The sequence below is a fragment of the Clostridium ljungdahlii genome (assembly GCF_001636845.1).
Lineage (GTDB): Bacteria > Bacillota > Clostridia > Clostridiales > Clostridiaceae > Clostridium_B > Clostridium_B ljungdahlii_A.
In genome coordinates this window covers 103,893-121,645 of sequence record NZ_LITT01000002.1, presented here as the reverse complement: position 1 = coordinate 121,645, position 17,753 = coordinate 103,893, and the positions used below count along the sequence as shown (strand labels likewise).

General features: G+C 31.0%; 14 protein-coding genes and 1 riboswitch. Of the genes, 2 read left to right on the top strand and 12 right to left on the bottom strand.

Annotation, left to right across the window (positions count from 1 at the left end; genetic code table 11):
• Window positions 1–9 precede the first annotated feature (9 nt).
• From argC to WY13_RS01225, 7 genes are all read right to left on the bottom strand, one after another.
• Window positions 10–1,044 carry an N-acetyl-gamma-glutamyl-phosphate reductase gene (argC, locus tag WY13_RS01255; protein WP_063553905.1) on the bottom strand — a complete coding sequence of 345 codons (1,035 nt, stop codon included), beginning with the start codon at window positions 1,042–1,044 and terminating at the stop codon, window positions 10–12.
• A 245-nt stretch (window positions 1,045–1,289) separates the two neighbouring features.
• Entirely contained in the window at window positions 1,290–4,532 is a 3,243-nt protein-coding gene (locus WY13_RS01250; protein ID WP_063553904.1) for a DEAD/DEAH box helicase, read from the bottom strand.
• Window positions 4,533–4,841: 309 nt separating this feature from the next.
• Window positions 4,842–5,339, bottom strand: coding sequence for a hypothetical protein (locus WY13_RS01245; protein ID WP_063553903.1), 498 nt, complete (start codon window positions 5,337–5,339; stop codon window positions 4,842–4,844).
• A 136-nt stretch (window positions 5,340–5,475) separates the two neighbouring features.
• Window positions 5,476–5,655, bottom strand: a riboswitch (cobalamin riboswitch).
• Window positions 5,656–5,726: 71 nt separating this feature from the next.
• A complete protein-coding gene (locus WY13_RS01240; RefSeq protein ID WP_063553902.1) occupies window positions 5,727–6,503 on the bottom strand; it encodes an SWIM zinc finger family protein in 777 nt (258 codons plus the stop codon).
• Window positions 6,504–6,521: 18 nt separating this feature from the next.
• Window positions 6,522–9,203: a DEAD/DEAH box helicase gene (locus WY13_RS01235; protein ID WP_063553901.1), complete on the bottom strand. Its 2,682-nt coding sequence runs from the start codon at window positions 9,201–9,203 to the stop codon at window positions 6,522–6,524.
• A gap of 100 nt (window positions 9,204–9,303) precedes the next feature.
• Window positions 9,304–10,077, bottom strand: a complete 774-nt coding sequence (locus WY13_RS01230) for a pseudouridine synthase (protein ID WP_063553900.1) — start codon at window positions 10,075–10,077, stop codon at window positions 9,304–9,306.
• Window positions 10,064–10,267, bottom strand: a complete 204-nt coding sequence (locus WY13_RS01225; protein WP_063553899.1) for a YwbE family protein — start codon at window positions 10,265–10,267, stop codon at window positions 10,064–10,066. The genes WY13_RS01230 and WY13_RS01225 overlap by 14 nt, the downstream gene beginning before the upstream one ends.
• Before the next feature lie 265 nt (window positions 10,268–10,532).
• On the opposite strand from WY13_RS01225, the gene WY13_RS01220 reads away from it, so the two are divergent.
• The gene (locus WY13_RS01220) at window positions 10,533–10,940 is read left to right on the top strand and encodes a MarR family winged helix-turn-helix transcriptional regulator (RefSeq protein ID WP_242866297.1); all 408 of its coding nucleotides are present in this window, start codon (window positions 10,533–10,535) and stop codon (window positions 10,938–10,940) included.
• A gap of 144 nt (window positions 10,941–11,084) precedes the next feature.
• On the opposite strand, the gene WY13_RS01215 is transcribed toward WY13_RS01220, so the two are convergent.
• Window positions 11,085–11,639, bottom strand: a complete 555-nt coding sequence (locus WY13_RS01215; protein ID WP_063553898.1) for a hemerythrin domain-containing protein — start codon at window positions 11,637–11,639, stop codon at window positions 11,085–11,087.
• A gap of 199 nt (window positions 11,640–11,838) precedes the next feature.
• Here WY13_RS01215 and WY13_RS01210 point away from each other — a divergent pair, with 199 nt between their 5' ends.
• On the top strand, window positions 11,839–12,816 hold the full coding sequence (locus WY13_RS01210) for a DUF1259 domain-containing protein (protein ID WP_063553897.1): 978 nt from the start codon (window positions 11,839–11,841) through the stop codon (window positions 12,814–12,816).
• Window positions 12,817–12,976: 160 nt separating this feature from the next.
• On the opposite strand, the gene WY13_RS01205 is transcribed toward WY13_RS01210, so the two are convergent.
• Genes WY13_RS01205 through larA form a run of 4 tightly spaced genes read right to left on the bottom strand, consistent with a single transcriptional unit; the run spans window position 12,977 to window position 17,747 of the window.
• Window positions 12,977–14,389, bottom strand: coding sequence for an FAD-binding oxidoreductase (locus tag WY13_RS01205; RefSeq protein WP_063553896.1), 1,413 nt, complete (start codon window positions 14,387–14,389; stop codon window positions 12,977–12,979).
• Window positions 14,390–14,416: 27 nt separating this feature from the next.
• Window positions 14,417–15,625, bottom strand: coding sequence for an electron transfer flavoprotein subunit alpha/FixB family protein (locus WY13_RS01200; protein WP_063553895.1), 1,209 nt, complete (start codon window positions 15,623–15,625; stop codon window positions 14,417–14,419).
• An 18-nt stretch (window positions 15,626–15,643) separates the two neighbouring features.
• The gene (locus WY13_RS01195) at window positions 15,644–16,435 is read right to left on the bottom strand and encodes an electron transfer flavoprotein subunit beta/FixA family protein (RefSeq protein WP_063553894.1); all 792 of its coding nucleotides are present in this window, start codon (window positions 16,433–16,435) and stop codon (window positions 15,644–15,646) included.
• Window positions 16,436–16,472: 37 nt separating this feature from the next.
• Window positions 16,473–17,747 carry a nickel-dependent lactate racemase gene (gene larA, locus WY13_RS01190; RefSeq protein WP_063553893.1) on the bottom strand — a complete coding sequence of 425 codons (1,275 nt, stop codon included), beginning with the start codon at window positions 17,745–17,747 and terminating at the stop codon, window positions 16,473–16,475.
• Window positions 17,748–17,753 lie beyond the last annotated feature (6 nt).

Genomic DNA, 17,753 nt, shown 5'->3' with positions numbered 1-17,753 from the left:
AAAATTTAGTTAAAAAATAGCTGGAACAGCATTAAGTCCTTCTTTTTCGTCAAACCCCAGAACAATATTCATATTTTGAATTCCCTGCCCTGCAGAACCCTTTACCATATTGTCCAAACATGATATTATTATAAGCTTATTGTTTTCTTCATCATAATGAAGAGAAATGTGACAGTAATTTGAAAGTCTAACATTATTTATTTTTGCTACTTCTCCTAGTGGAAGCACTTTTACAAAAGGCTCTGCCTTATAAAATTCACAGTAATCCTCATGTAATTTTTCCATATCTACTTTATCTCTAGGAGTTGTATATACTGTAGATAATATTCCTCTATTTATAGGAATTAAATGAGGAATAAAAGTTAATTTAACATCTTTTTTCGATACACTGCTTAAGTTTTCTTCTATTTCAGGAGTATGCCTATGATTTGCTACTTTATAAGCACTAAAACTTTCATTACAATTTACAAAATGGCTGCTTTCATTTAACGATCTTCCTGAACCTGTTACTCCTGACTTACAATCTGCAATTATTCCTTTTTCCTCTATGAAATCACGTGAAATAAGTGGAAGAAGAGCAAGTTCAACAGATGTAGCATAGCACCCTGGATTACCTATAATTTTTGTTTCTTTTATATATTTTCTATTTAACTCAGGAAGCCCATATACGGACTTCTCGTGTAAATCCATTATTTTAAAATCTTTTTTATACCATTTTTTATATGCGGTTTCACTTTTAAATCTAAAATCCGCTCCCATATCTATACATATTTTATTTTTTTTCACTGCCTTTTCCACAATATTTTCACTTAATCCACTTGGAAGGCCTAAGAAAATCAGGTCACTTTTTTCTATAACTTCATCTTCATTTCCATATATAATTTGATTTAGTCCATAAAAATTGGGATATATACTAGAAATAGCTTTTCCACTATAACTGGTAGAAGATACAGCTGATATTTTAACTTTATTATGACTTGATAAAAGTCTCAATAGCTCTGCACCTACATAGCCAGTCCCTCCAATAATTCCTACTTGTACCAATATAATTTGCCTCCTTCTAATTCCATATGAAAAGTAATATAACTTTATAAATATGTAGTTATTATATGACTTTATAAATAAATATGCAATATTTTTTATAAAAATAAATATATTTTTTTTAGAAAACTCCATATAAAGTAAACATTATCAATGTGTAAAGCACTTTATTCTAAATTTTATTTAATTATAAATATGCATTTTTCGAGATTACTATACAGAAATTTATCTGATGCCAAGAACTCTGTTTATCTATTTTGAAATAATCCAAGTATATCCTCTTCAGTAAAACTTTTTAAATTTTCACCTGACACCAATTTATTTTCCATTAATTTTTCTATAAGCTTTTTCTTCTCCTTTTGAAGAAGTACTATCTTCTCTTCAATTGTACCTTTAGCTATAATTTTTATAACTTCCACTACATTTTTTTGCCCTATTCTATGAGTCCTGTCTGCTGCCTGTTCTTCTACAGCTGTATTCCACCAGGGATCAAAATGAATTACCACATCTGCTGAAGTTAAATTTAATCCTGTTCCTCCAGCTTTTAAGCTTATTAAAAACACTGAATTTTTACCTTTGTTAAATTTTTTTACTATATTTATTCTTTCTTCTAATTTTATAGTACCGTCTAAATAACTAAAGGAGATTTTCTCTTCAGAAATTTTTTCTCCTATATTTTTAAGCACAGATGTAAATTGGGAGAAAACAAGTATTCTATGTCCCTGCGATATACTTTTATGAATCAGCTCTACTAGTGCATCCATTTTTCCATTTCCGCCGCTGTAATTATTTATTAATATACTAGGATCTAAACATAACTGCCTAAGTTTCGTTATATAGGAAAGTATCTCTATTTTGCTATTCTTAAATTCATCCTCTTTTACTTTTTTTTCAATGAGGTCAACTGCATGATCTGCATAAGTTTTATAAACTTTTTTTTGCTTATCATCTAAAGTAACCATAAGTGTCTTTTCTATTTTATCAGGTAATTCCACTATAACATCCTTTTTCTTCCGTCTAAGTATAAATGGAGCTATGAGTCTATTTAAATCCTCAATTACCTCAGGACTCTCTTTAAGCTTTTTATAGTACCTTACGCTAAATCTATTTTTATCATATAGATAACCTGGCATTATAAAATCAAATATAGACCAAAGTTCCATAAGAGAGTTTTCCATAGGGGTTCCAGATAGAGCAAATCGTGTCTTTGCTTTTATTTGTTTTGCTGCCTTTGTATTTTGAGCATTTGGATTTTTTATATATTGTGCTTCATCTAATATACAGTAATCAAATTCTCTTTCAGAGTACATTTTCAAATCTCTTTTTAAAAGATTATATGTAGTTATAATAACATCGTAGTTTTCCATATGAAAAGCAGCAGTTTCTCTTTCTTCTTTTGTTCCTACAACAGGTAATATCTTTAAAGTAGGTGCAAACTTTTCAAATTCGTCCATCCAATTGTAAACCAAGGATGTGGGGACTATAATTAAAGATTTGCTTCCTTGGCTGGAAAGTATAAAAGTAATAGTTTGAAGTGTTTTTCCAAGTCCCATTTCATCTCCTAGGATTCCACCAAACCCAAAGTAATCTAAATTTTTTAACCACTTATACCCTGATTTTTGATATTCTCTCAGGGAAGCATTTAACTCTTTTGGGACTTCAAATTCCAATTTGTCTACATTTCTAAATTTATTTCTTATTTTATTTAGCTCTTTTTTTCCCTTTATATATGTAATATTGTTATCTTCTAAATATCCATCAATGAAGATAGCCTTATTTGTATCTATCGTTATATTATTATCCTCTATATTATTATAGGAAACCACATCTAAAAGTTTTAAAAACTTTTTAAGTTCTAATTCTTCAAGGTCAAGATATTCTCCGCTTTTCAACTTGTAATATTTCAGGTTATCTCTAAAGGCTTTTAATATACCTGTAGTTTCCCTTGGATCTATATTTCCTATTTTGAAATCCATTTCAAAATAATTATATTTACCCGTTTTGATATCTCCATTTATACCTTTACTCCCTATGGATTTTATGCCTTTAAAGTTTTCTGAATAGTAAACTTCTCCTATTTCTTGAAGTTTAAATACTTCATTTTTAAAGAAATTGAAAATATAATCATCACCCATAAAAAAGTAAAACTTTCCATTTACCTCTTCAAATCCTAGTGACGTGAGAATTCCAATAACCTGAGATTCCCTTTTAGATTCTCTATATATAATCCTTTCATCACAATCTTCAAAAATATTAAATTCAAATTGCCCATACTTAACTTTTAAAATAAGTGTGATATCCTTACCTTCCTTGTTAAAATAAAAGTTAAACTTACACTTATCAATTACAACCTTATTTCTTATAGCCTTTGACAAAGTAACTCTATCTGATAAAAAATTGAGATTGGGAATGAGCCTTTTTAATACAGTATCTTCCTGAGCTTTATCTATAGTTACTACCCTAGCTTCATTAAAGACCTTCAAATAAGGACTTATTTTATAGCAGAATTCATAGCCTGGCAGATATATAGTAGAACCATATAAGAAGACATCATTTTTAGAGCTAAGAGACTCTGGCATACCTGATAAAGATTTTAGAACGTAATTATCTTTTATGGTTTTCAAATCAAACTCCACAGCTGGATTTTCAAATAGGATTTCTGTTTCTATAGGTCTAGAAAAAAATCCTTCATTTAGATATGTTCTATGCTTTTTTATAATTTCAAAAAATTCTCTAATTAAATACTTAGGAATGATAATATACTTTCCACTCACACATTCGTCACCTTTTTTACGAAAATATTTATAATCTTTTTCCATTTCCTTCAAAGTTTCTATAAAGGAAATAAGTCTCTTATCCTTAGTGGATAATTTTTGCTTTTTTATATCAAAAGTAAAATTTTTACTGTACTTTATAGGAACACGATTATAATAGCATGTCAAAAAATTATTTATATCCTTTAAAACATAAAGATTACTTGAACTTGTGGACTTCACTCCTATTTTAAATTCAGCTGTTATATTACCATTCCATTGGTTTTTATTTATATAAACCTCTATTTTTAATTCTTCCTTATCTTTTTCATCTCCTAAAAGCAAGGATAAAACATTACTTTTATTTTTAAATATACTATTTATATTATCATCTTTTAAAGCTTCATGCTGAACTAAATCCCCTAGAGCCTTATAAAAAGTCGCTGTGAGATGTTTACAGCAGTAGTTTGTTTTTTTAAATTCATTTTTTTCATAATCCTGGCAGCTGCAATATGTAGAAAAAATGCTTTTTTTACCCGTATCCATTTCAATCTTAGTATTGTATTCATTAAAAAGATTTTCTGAGATCACATTTCCCTCTATACAAATTAATTTGTCTTCATCTATTATATCTATGCAAGATACCAGATCATTGTCTAGAACTCTCTGACCTTTTAAATAATTTTCGCCTGTAGTTTGTTCATTAAATATTTGTAACAATGCATCTTCAGTTAACATAACTTCTCCCTATAAATTTAAATTTTTCAATCCTTCTATTATATCATAAACAGAGTTCTTGGCATCAGATGGAGTTTTGACTCCACCTGATGCTTAGAAATCGTTATCCAGGGACGTAGCTGCTCTTTACTCCCACTTGGAAAAGTGGGAGTATTAGAGCAGGTAGTCATCGGATAAACAAGTTATCAATGATTGAAAGTAACCTCTTATCTTATTTACTGCATAGTTTCAATGGGAAAAAATAAAAGCCCATCCATCATAGAAATGGACGAGACTTTTATTATTTACAATAATAATTGATATATATTTTTAAATTACATCAACCTTTTTATAATCCCAAACCTGTTTATCATGACTATGCAACTTAGGTTTATTTGAAAAAATATTAAAAAATATCTTTTTATCATTTAAAATATCTAAGTCATACTTGCTATTAAAGTAGGCAAGCAAAGTATCTTCATCAATATGATGAATCCAGTTCTCTAAGTTTTCATTAAATTCAAGATCTTCTTCAAATATAGTATCATCTTGGTATATACTTACAATGTTATACAAATACATATCAAGCTTTAGAATTTCATTAATATTTTCAAGGTCTATTCCATCTTGTTCCACAATTTCTTTTACTTTTGACGAATAGGTTTCATAATAATGTTCAAGTTCTTTATAAAATCCTACTACTTTTTTAAGATACTCATAAAAATATACATTATTAATTTTCACTTTTATTTCATTATTTCTATTTAAATAAGTAATCAATCCCGGTTTATATTCAGAAAACTGCGTCTGATAAAAATAACGATTCATAAAAAAATCCTCCCTTATAAACATAAAAATTCCTTTTAACGAAAGCGTTAAAAGGAAACAATATAATAAAGTTTGTTCAGTCATAAGAAATCCAACAAAACTATCATTATAACACGCCCCCTATCACTCGTAGAGATATTTGTGTATAATATAGGCAGGTCTTCTGACTCAAGATTCTTCATTTTAGTACGCCTTCCCAATATTTAAGTGGCATAAATGCACTAAAACTCATCTATTACAGCTACGGGATAGTTCAGGACTTTCACCTGATTCCCTTTTAATTAAAATTGATTAAACCTATATTTATCTTTATATAATTTAATTTTAATTTATACCTATTAGTGGTTAATGTCAATACTATAACTAGAATTACTTGTCATTAAATTTTTACTTTTTATTTTTAGTTGTTTTTTTACTTTTAACTTCTTTAGTATCAGTATCCATATCAATTCCAAACATATCAAAAACATCAGTGTCATCAAGAATTCTACGGCTTTTAACTTCAGATTTTTCAAGAAGCACCTTCGATTTTTCATTTACTGCTTCTTTAATTAAATCTTGAATATTTACATCTCTCAATTTAAAAAATAGTAACGGATCATCATCAAGTCTAGCTCCTACTCCATAAAGTACTGCCGCTATATGTTTACACATATCTGCCCAATCAGGACAGCTGCATCCCATTGTTATCTCCTTAGGTGTAGGAAATAATCCTTTGCCTTTGGCCGTAAATAGATCCGATAATGCTTTAGGAAACTTTCCCTGCGTAAGTTCCTCTAAAGAATGAATTTTGCCGACGCATTCCTTCTCAATTGTTTTCCAGAGTTCTTTAGAAATAGGTTTAATATTGATCTCAACTTTATATGGTTTTTTATCACTTCCCTGCACAAGGGCGCTGATACTTCCCACATTAATTTTTAAATCTAAAACAGCTCCATGTCTTACATAGCTTCGTCCTCTTCCAATACGATTTGAATAATCAGCATAGCTTTCGAGATTATCATTCCAGGATTTTCCCCACCAGGTTTTAGATATACTTCTTCCTTCAATTATAATTGGAGAAATAGTAGGATCTTTTTTTCTTAACTTTTCAACAGCTTTCTGTGCCCTTTCCCTTTTTTTTGATACTGGAACATACTCCTGGAAACCTCCATAATACGACATTCAATCTACCTCCATACATCATATTGACAATCTAAACAAATCCATAAGCTGTTTATTGTCCATTTCAGTAATCCAATTTTCCTTAGTGTCAGGCATAATTTCTTTAGTTAATTTGGTTTTATCCTCAATCATCAAATCAATTTTTTCTTCAATTGTACCTTTTGTAATAAATTTATGAACTATTACATTTTTCATTTGACCTATTCTAAAGGCTCTGTCCGTTGCTTGATTTTCAACAGCCGGATTCCACCATCTATCAAAATGAATAACATGATTAGCTGAAGTAAGATTTAATCCTACACCACCTGCTTTAATAGAAAGCACCATAAAAGGTACGTATTCACTTCCTTGAAATTTTTCTACCATTTCCTTTCTCTTCTTAACACTAGTTCCTCCATGTAGTACAAGTCCTTTATGCTGAAATACATTTTCAAGAAAATGACTTAGTGGTTCAGTTATTTCTTTAAATTGTGTAAATACAAGAACTCTTTCTCTCTTTTCATAAATTGTTTCACAAATTTCACGAAGTCTTGCAAATTTACCGCTTTCTTTTTCATTATAATAATCCTGACCCATATACTGTGATGGATGATTGCATATTTGTTTAAATTTCATAATAGATGAAAGTACAAGTCCTTTACGCTCTATACCCTCTCCAGTAGATTCAAGTTTTACTTTCAAATCCTTCACAAGTTTATTGTAAAGAACTACCTGCTTTTTAGTAAGTTCTGCATAAGTTTTCATTTCAATTTTGTCTGGTAAATCCGAAATAACTGTCTTATCCGTTTTCAATCTTCTAAGAATAAATGGACTCACTACTTTTTTTAATCTACCATAATTCTCTTCATTTTCCTTAAGCTTTTTCGCAAAATTAGAGAATTCTTTCGCTGTGCCAAGGAGACCTTTATTTAAAAAATCAAACAATGACCACAGATCAGAAAGTCTGTTTTCTATAGGTGTACCTGTCATAGCAATTCTATAAGAAGCTTTTAATTGCTTCACAAGCCTTGTCTGTTTGGTTCCTGGATTCTTAATTGCCTGAGCTTCATCTAGAACTAATGAATCCCAGTTTACATTCTTTAACCATTCATGCTTTGAAAGCATACCATAGGTAGTTATAAAAATATCATATTTTTCTACAATACTTTCATCTACATCCTCTAAACTTTTATTTTCTGAAGGATGTATAACATAATACTTTAATGAAGGTGCAAATTTTACAATTTCACTCATCCAATTCGCAATAAGCGATGCCGGAACGATGAGCAGTGTTTTTTCATGCTCATTAGTTCTGATATAATTAAGTAAAGCAATAACTTGTATAGTTTTTCCAAGCCCCATATCATCTGCTAAACATGCACCAAGTCCAAGTTTTTTCATAAAATTGAGCCAGCTTAATCCTCTTGCTTGATATTCTCTTAAATTAGCATGAAAATCAGCTCCACTTGGAATAGTTTCAATTGTATCTGGATGAGTTAATCTTGTAACTACTGAATTAAGCCACTGTCCATTAGTTATTTCAAGTTTACAAGTATCATCGGTCATATTTAATATTTTAGGAGCATTTAACTCAAAACGCATAGCTTCAATTAAATTTACATCTTTTTTACTCATGAGTTTTTGTGCTTTCTCATAAGCCTTAAGCATTTCTTTCAATTTTTCGTGATTTACTTCCACCCATTTTCCCTTTATAAAAGCAAGTCCTTCTGCTTCTGAAAGAAGTTTTTTAATTTCAACGGCATCAATAGATTCTTCACCAAGAAATAATTCGGCATTAAAATCTACTAAAGCATCAAAATTTACCCTTGATGGATTTTTCTCTCCAACACTTATAGACATCTTTAATGAATCTGATTTGTTTTTCCACCACTTAGGAACACGACATAAAATACCTGATTCTTCATACAAAGGTATTTCCTTTAAAAAAGTATAGGCTTCATTAGCGTTTAATCCAAGTGGGTGGAATATCTCACCAGACTCAACAAGCTCTGAAATAAAAGAACTTTTTTCGCAAGCCTTATTTACTGTAGAAAGTAATTCTAAAATTTTTTCACTATTTTCCCCATATTCAATAAGTGCATTTTTAAGCGGCAGGTGTTTTGATGTACCATCCTTTGAAACATATGTAGAATAAGTTGCTAAAAAAGCAAAAGGATAGTCCTCCTTTTTACTTTCAACCAAGTGAAAAAAAACTTTTCCAGCAACATGTATATCAGGATTAAAAGAAGTTAAAAATTCTTGAACAGTTCCTTTGTAATCACTAATCATTTGGCAAAAGCATTTATTAAGTTTTTTCCATACCTGTTGGATCCAATTATAGCTTAGGTACTCAGAACCATTTAAATATGGTGCAATATCAAGTATATGGTTAATTTCTTCATCTTCTATAGGGACTACAATTTTTTCACGCAAAGCTTCAATATCGACATTCATAGATAATTTTTTTACAAAGCTAGCTGCAATAAGCCTTAAAAAATTAAAAGACTCAGATTCAGCCTCTGTTTTTTTTAAAAATCCCATATAAAAAAGTGATTTAATATCATTTTCTATGAATTGCTTATATATTTTCTTAAATAATGTAATCTCACTTTCATCAACCTGCGCTTTTGTAACCTCAAAATCAAGTTCAAAAGATCCGTTTTCTTTAAGAGAAACAATTAATCTCTTATTTTCTGTTTTTTCTTTACTATGTAATATCATAAAATTTCATCCTTCTACAAAAAATTATTATCTAGAGCATCTTTTATTTATTATAACCTATTTTATACTTTACCTACAAAAAATTAGTGTGATATTCTCCCTATAACTTTTGAATTTCCACTTCTGTCAAGAATCGATACTGACCCTTTTCCAATGATTCATCTAACATTAACCCTCCAATGGAAACTCTTTTTAAATACACTACATAACAGCCTACTGCCTTTAACATACGCTTCACTTGGTGCTTACGCCCCTCTGAAATAGTAAGATATCCAGAAACAACGGACTGATTATAATGTTTTGAATCTATATTGTGTAAATTTGGGACAGGCATTTCATGTTTAAACTCTTTATACATTCCACATTTTTGGACTTCTATTTTTGCAGGCTTCGTTAGTATTTTACCTTTTCCTATGTAAATTCCTTGCTCTAATTGCTTCCTATCTTCCTCATCTAAAGAACCCAAAGCCCAAAAAAAATAAGTTTTTTCAACATGCTTTTGGGGATACATTAATTGATGTTCAAATTCACCATCGTTGGTAAAAAGCAATAATCCTTCTGTATCTTTGTCTAATCTTCCAACATGAAATACTCCATTCATGTTAACATCGTTAAAAAAATCAAATACTGTTTTATGAGCTTTATCTTTCCTTGCAGTAATATAGCCAGCAGGTTTATTAAACATATAATATACTTTTCCAGTATAAGTAACTACTTTACCAAGATATTCAATAATATCAGAACTTTCGTTAATTTCTATTGCCGGTTCTGTTATCACGTCTCCATTTACCTTAACCATACCTTCTTTGATATAAGTCCTAACCTTTTTCCTTCTTCCAACGGATGATTCTGCTAAAAATTTATCTAATCTCATATTTAATTTCTTTAACCCTTCCTACAATACCACCTTCAAGCATAACTTTGATGCCTCGAGGATGAACCTCTGAGTTTGTAAGTATCCTTTGCACTACACCCTCAGTTAATTTTCCAGAACGCTGATCTTGCTTTTGTACAACTAAGACTTTTGTTCCTACTTTTATATTTTTTCGTATTGTTCCATCCATAATATTACTCCTCTTTTTTATTTTTTATATTGCTTTGCCACTGTCTTCACATGGGCAGTTTATTGAGGAAAGGAAATATTATACAAAGTATATTTGATAGAAATCCAATACATATGTTATAGCTTATTAAGATTTATGTCAATTAAAGATGTGTGTGTTCTTCAATTCATAATTTGCACTGCAAATTAAATTTGAAACTACCTGCTTATTTTTATATAAATGTAAAAATATAATTAAAAACACCCCAAAATTCAATTTATGAATAGTGAGGTGTTTAATCAACTTACTTGCCTTTTATGCATATTTAGTCAGAATTTGTAAAAATCCTGGAATTATACAGGAACGAGTATCAGAAATACTAAAAGTAGACCGTGCAACAGCCTCAAGAGCTATTCAAAAACTAGAACGATCTGGTTTTATTAGTAAGAAAAATGATCCAAATAACAGAAAAATTTCGCTTCTATTCCCTACCAAAAAAGGGCAGGAAGTATATGAAATTTTGCATGAAGAAGAAAAATATTCAAGCAAAGTATCACTGCAAGATATATCCAGGGAAGATCAAAAAGTCTTACTAACTTTGCTTAAAAAAATGCGGACCTCTCTTGAACCAGACTGGGCATTGGTTAAAAAGGGTGGACAACGAGAGTATTTAAAGAAATTTCACATTAAATAAAATTCTTAGGACAGATTTTTCTCAGTATCGTAAATAAAGGTGAGATGTATTCATGTACTTCAACATAAAACTCCTCAATAACCATTTTTTGTCTTTTGCACATGGTTGATAAAACTACAGTTAATTTTTACAAGTAATTAGATCTTACTTGTACTTTTGTTCAAGCAATTTTAATATCTGAATATACTTATTCTGAACACCATCTCTATACATTTTTTCTTCGAATTTATCACATTCTATATTGACTTTATTTAATGTTTCTTCGCAAAGTCCTCTCTTGGCAAAAGAATAAACAACATTATCTTCCCTATCTATATGCCTACTCAATAAATGTGTATAAGATATAGCATTAGCAATTACGTCAAGTTTGGCCTCATTGTCACCGGCCTTAACCCTAGCAATTCCTTCCTCAAGCTCCTTAATATGTAGTCTTCCAAAGTCATGTTCAACAAGCATTCCAAACTTAACTAATTTCTCAGCTGCTCCTCCAATCTCATCTATCATTCTATTGAATAAGATTTTTTCTTCCTTCTCATGATGATTTTTATCTGCATAATTTCTTACAAAGTCAATTATCTTTTCAAAATCCCCGTAATCAATTTCTTTTCCATTCATAATACCTAAACATGCTTTTCTAATAACCACTAACATTCTTTTTATGTTTTTATGTTCCTCAATCATTAAATCAATTCCATCCATAAACTCATACCTTTCTTGTTATACTTATACTATTATAGGATTAGCCTTTTTTATATTAAGTATCCTTAGATATAAAAACAAAAATCAGTTAATATTCAAATGTTTAGTTATTCGTTTTTCAGTGTTTCTTGGTAACTATTTAATAAAGTAACGAATAGAGTAATAAAGAAGATTTATTAATCAGTAGGAGAGAAGCTTCATGATAACTTATAAAGTTAAACATGGTGATACACTATATGCTATAGCACATCATTTCGGAATTTGTGCTGGAATGCTTGCAATGTCTAATAATATATTTGAGCCACATCAAATATCTGAAGGACAAGAATTATTAGTTCCAATTGGAATATCAAATAAGGACTTAAATTTTAGAAATCATAGAGAACAATATGATTTAAAAACCATAAAGAAAATTTTCTCTCAAGAAGGTACTACTGCTGGAGGAGTTTTTAAATTTACTTTTCCACGTTTTGATTTGAAGGTTAGAATAGATGGCATTATAATAGAACCTGATCTAGCACTGACCTCCTGGGTAGCCTTTAATCAATTAGAAAATCACAGCATGATGATGGGAGATCTTGTTTTATTGGAAAATGAAGTAGGTCCTGTTATATCAAGCCTAATTGAAAATGGAATTGAAGTAACAGGGCTTCATAACCATCTACTGTATGAATCACCACGAATTATGTACCTGCATATTAAAGGAGAAGGAGATCCAATTAAACTTGCTCAAGGTGTAAGAAATGCACTTTCTTTAACCTCAACTCCCTTTAACATAAAAAAACAACAGCCTCCATCTCAAGTTGATTGGAAGGCAATTGAAAATATTTTAGGACACAAAGGTTCCCATAAAGATACAGTGCTGCAGTTATCAGTTCCAAGAACTATAATAATTTCAGAAAATGGTCAGCAGTTATCTCCAGCCATGGGGATATCACATGCCATTAATTTTCAATCAATAGGACAGATCGTTGCCACAACGGGTGATTTTGTTTTATTAGCAAATGAAGTTAATCCAGTTACAAGTATTTTAAGAAAAAATAATATTTATATAACTGCTATTCACAATCATATGCTTACAGAAGTTCCTCGACTATTCTTCATACATTTTTGGGCAGTTGGCAAATCAGAAAAATTAGCACAAGTATTTAAATCTATTATTGATTTAGCAAAATAACTCTCATGTATGCAGCTTTTAAATGCAATTTAAACTTATACAAAAATATACCGCCAAAATTGAAAACACATTTAAAAACTTTTTCATAAGTCTTAACGGTGTTCAAATTGGCAGTATATCCCACTGCATGTGTCAAATTTTCTTTAGAGATCTACTATAATTATTCACATACCTTATCTGGATTTAGTATATTTTTAGGATCAAATGCAAGTTTTATATTTCTCATAAGTTCAATATAATCTTCTCCATATTGTCTTCTTATATATTTCTTTTTAGCATATCCTATTCCATGTTCTCCTGAAACTGCACCTTCCAGTTCTTCAGATTTTTTGTACAAGCAGTCAAATACGCCGCTTAATCTTTTATGCCACTCATCCTCTGACAAGTCATCTCTTAAAATATAAACGTGTAAATTTCCATCACCTGCGTGTCCAAAGCTTCTTATTCTAATATTAAATTTATCTTGAACTTCATTTGTGTATTTAACAAATTCCGCTACCCTATTTCTAGGTACTACAACATCACATTCATCCATTTCCGTAGTAGTTGCCTTAACGGCTTCAAGGAAAGCACCTCTTGCAGACCAAACGGATTCCTTTCTTTCATCAGTATCTGTAATATATACGTCCAGCGCACCTTCTTTTAAGCATATATCTGCTACCTTTTCATAATCTGCTTCTATTTGCTCTTTGCTATTTCCATCAAATGTAAGTAGTAAATAGGCATCCGAAGAGTTATCTGGGAATTTCTTGCCTAAAAACTCTTCTGCTGCAAGTATTACTTCTCTTTGCATAAATTCTATAGCAGTAGGCACAGATTTTGACTTTATTATTTTAGGTACCGTGCTTATAGCCCTATTTAAGTCAGGGAATGGTATAAGAAGGCTTATTGATTTTTTAGGAAGTGGAACTAGTTTCAATATTATTTTTGTAATTATTCCTAGTGTACCTTCTGAACCACATATCAAATCCTTTATGCTATAACCGGAGCTATTTTTTACAATTTTTCCACCAAATTCTAATATTTTACCATTAGGAAGAACTACTTCAACTCCTCTTACATAATCCCTTGTAACTCCATATTTGACAGCTCTCATTCCTCCTGCATTAGTACTTACATTTCCACCGATTGTTGCAGATTTCTCACCAGGATCTGGTGGGTAAAACAAATCATGACTTTCTACAAATTTACCTATATCCATTAGAAGAACTCCTGGTTCTAATGTCAATGTAAGATTATCTTCATCCAATTCAAGTATATTGTTCATCTTTGTTAAATTTATCATTATTCCGCCTTCTATTGGAACAGATGAACCAACAAGACCGGTGCCTGACCCTCTTGCCACTACTGGAATGTTGTTTTTATATGCATAGGCCATTATCTTTGATACTTCTTGTGCACTCAGCACTTCCACCATTGCATCAGGATATTTACTTACGCCGCCTAGTTCATCATGGCTGTAATCTGCGTTTATATCTTCTCCCACAAAAACTCTATCTTTTCCAAGTAAATCTATTAAAAAATCTATATCAGTATTGTCCAATTTTTTATACTTTTCAATACACTTTTCCATATCATTTCCTCCAAACTAAAATATGTCTTAAATTGCTTCACACAAATTTTTACCAGACTTTATATTTTCTATAAGTTTAGGTATAATTTCATATATGTCTCCTACAATGCCTATGTTTGCTACATTAAATATAGGAGCTTTTGGATCTTTGTTTATTGCAACAATCAAATCTGAATTGTTCATTCCTGCTACAAACTGTATAGCACCGGATATACCACAAGTTATTATAAGTTTTGGTTTAACTGTTCTTCCACTAAGACCAATCTGTCTCTTTGCATCTAACCACCCTGCTTCTATAAGAGGTCTTGTACAAGCAACTTGTCCTCCGACTAAACTAGCAAGTTCTTTTATAAGTTCCATATCCTTCTCGGATTTAACTCCTCTTCCTGCTGCAACTATTACATCAGCTTCAGATATTTCCTCTTCAATTTTCTTCTTGATTATTTTTAATACTTCTATATTTGATTTAAGTTTATTTTTATCCATAGATTCTACAGTTATTTTACCTGATATTTTCTCTGATCTATCTGGTGCATTCATAACCTTGTATCTAACAGTGGCAAGTTGTGGCCTGTTATTTGGATTCAATATTTGAGCCATTATATTTCCTCCAAATGCAGGTCTTATTTGAACCAGATCTGTATTTTCCTTCATGTCAAGTACAGTACAGTCAGCTGTAAGCCCAGTTCTAAATCTAGCTGCTATTCTAGGTGCCAGTGACCTTCCAACTGTAGTTGCGCCAACCAAAAATGTAGAAGGTTTTACTTTGTTTATAAAATCTTCAAGAGCTGCAGTATAAGGCTCTATTCTAAAATCTTTAAGCTCATTATAATCATATACAAATACTTCATCTACACCATAATGCAGCAATTCTTCTGCTTTGTCTTTTATATTGCATCCAACAAAAACTGCATAAACAGGATGTTTTATTTTAGCCGCAAGTTCTCTTGCTTTTCCAATAAGTTCATAGGTTACAGGATGTATATTTCCTTCTACATGGTCTACATATACAGCTATTCCCTTCCACAAACTTTTATCTATTTGCTTAATTTCATCTTCTATAAATTCAACTACCCCACAAGGTCCTTTTTTCACACACATCTTGCACATTTTACAAGCAGCACTTATTTCCAATTTACCATCTTTATTTTCCATTGCTCCAAATGGACATATTCCAATCAATTCTTCTATAATTGAAGGAGTAAGCTTATTTTCATTTATTACTAATTTACCCATATCAATTCCTCCTAGACTTTAATCTATAAATTTAAGTTCTTTAAGTTTTTTTGAAAGTCTGTCTGCAAGTTCAATTCCATTTCCCTTCCACATTTCTTTATCATTATTCACTTCTGGTGGGAATATCCTTTCTACCTGGGTTGCAGAACCATTTAGTCCATATTTATTTTCATCCTTATCTTCAAAATCCTTGTACCCAAATACTTTTACTTCTCTATCTTTGGTTTCAAGTTTCTTTTTATATGATGGAAGTCTAGGCTGAAATATATCTTTTTCCACTGTTAAAAGACAGGGATATTTTATTTCAGCTACTTCAACTGTATTTGGCATATCCATTTTCACTACCATTGATTTTTCTTCAACCTTTTCTATGCTAAGTGCATTAGCTATATGTGGTATTTGCAAGTATTCAGCCATTTCAGGTCCAACTTGTGCAGTATCTCCATCTGTAGTCTGCTTTCCACATAATATTAAATCTATATGTCCCATTTTCTTTATTCCCTGAGCAATAGTATAGGACGTTGCAAGTACATCCGCTCCTGCAAATTTTCTATCTGAAAGAAGCACACCTTCATCTGCACCCATCATATAAGCTTCTTTTATAACTTCAGCAGCTTGGGGAGGTCCCATACTTATAACTTTTACTGTTCCTCCTTTTTCTTCTTTGATCCTAAGTGCAGTTTCAAGTGCATACAGATCATAAGGATTCATTTTGGAATCTATTCCTTCTCTTTTTAAAACACCAGTTATAGGATCAACTTCAACTTTAGAAGTTCCTGGTACCTGTTTTATACATACTAATATATCCATTTAAGTTACCTCCAAAATTTTTATATGAATTTATAAATTAACTTACGATAACTGAAACTCCATCAGGAATAACTGCTACCTTAGCATCTTTTCCCATAATGTCATATGCTCTGGTTAAAGCTTCAGAAATAGTTGAAGCATGCTGCATATGAATATTTTTTATAATTTCAGGATCACACATATCTGTTACCATTATTACAGTATGTGTACTTAGTATTCTGGCAAGTATTTGAGATTCCCATTGGTCAGGTACTGTTTCTCCTCTAGGCACTTTAGAAACTTTCTCTAAAAACTCCTTTGGAGAATTTACATTTGCCAAATTATTATAGAATCCTTCCCCGCCATGGCCGTCATTGCAGGCAGCTACCATTATTATTACGCCTCCTTCTCTGCAAGTAGCTTCAGCTGCAGTCATGCCTTTAACTGACTGATATATATTTTGATCCAGTGGATATCCTCCATTTGTCGAAATGGCAATATCAGCTTGGACTTTGTCAACTTTAGATAAATCCTCTACAAATTTACACCCCTCTTCATGGGCAATCCTGCTGTCTCCTGCAAAAGCATTTATTATCTTCTTATCTTCATCTATAACTACATTTATTATAAATGCAAGCTTTGCTTTTTTTGCAGCATATAACATGTCCCTGTGTATAGGGTTATTGTTAAGCTTACCTGTCCTTGCATAAGGGCTTGCTATGAATTCAGAACAATGGTTTACCATTATGGTTTTCGCAGAAGCTATTCCAGGCAAAATACTCTTTCTTCCTCCTGAAAATCCTGCAAAGAAGTGAGATTCTATAAAACCTTCTGCTATTAAAAGCTCAGTTTCAGCAGCAATTTTGTTTATTATAAGATCTCCACCTGATGGAAGCGTTCCAATTTTAATAAGATTCTTTTCATCTCTAGAATCATGTATTATTATATTTTCATTTTCAACTATACTTTTTCCAAATTTAGCTATAAGTTCTTCTTTAGTAGTAGCCCTGTGAAATCCCGTTGCTATTAAAATTTTTATGTCAATATCTGGATTTATCTTTCGTATTCTTTTTAAAAGTATTGGTGTTATTATTTTACTTGGTACAGGTCTTGTATGGTCGCTGGTTATTATAACCATATCCTTTTTACCCTTTACTAAATCCTCCAATTTAGGTGAAGCAATCGGATTATCAAGTGCCCTTTCAACTATTTCAGCTTCTTCAAATTGAGGTTTGTAATCTTCTGCCCTTGATCTTAAAACTCCAACCAAATTTTTATCATCAATTTCAATTTCAATTGCCTTTTTACTATAAGGTAAACATACTTTAGACATAATCAA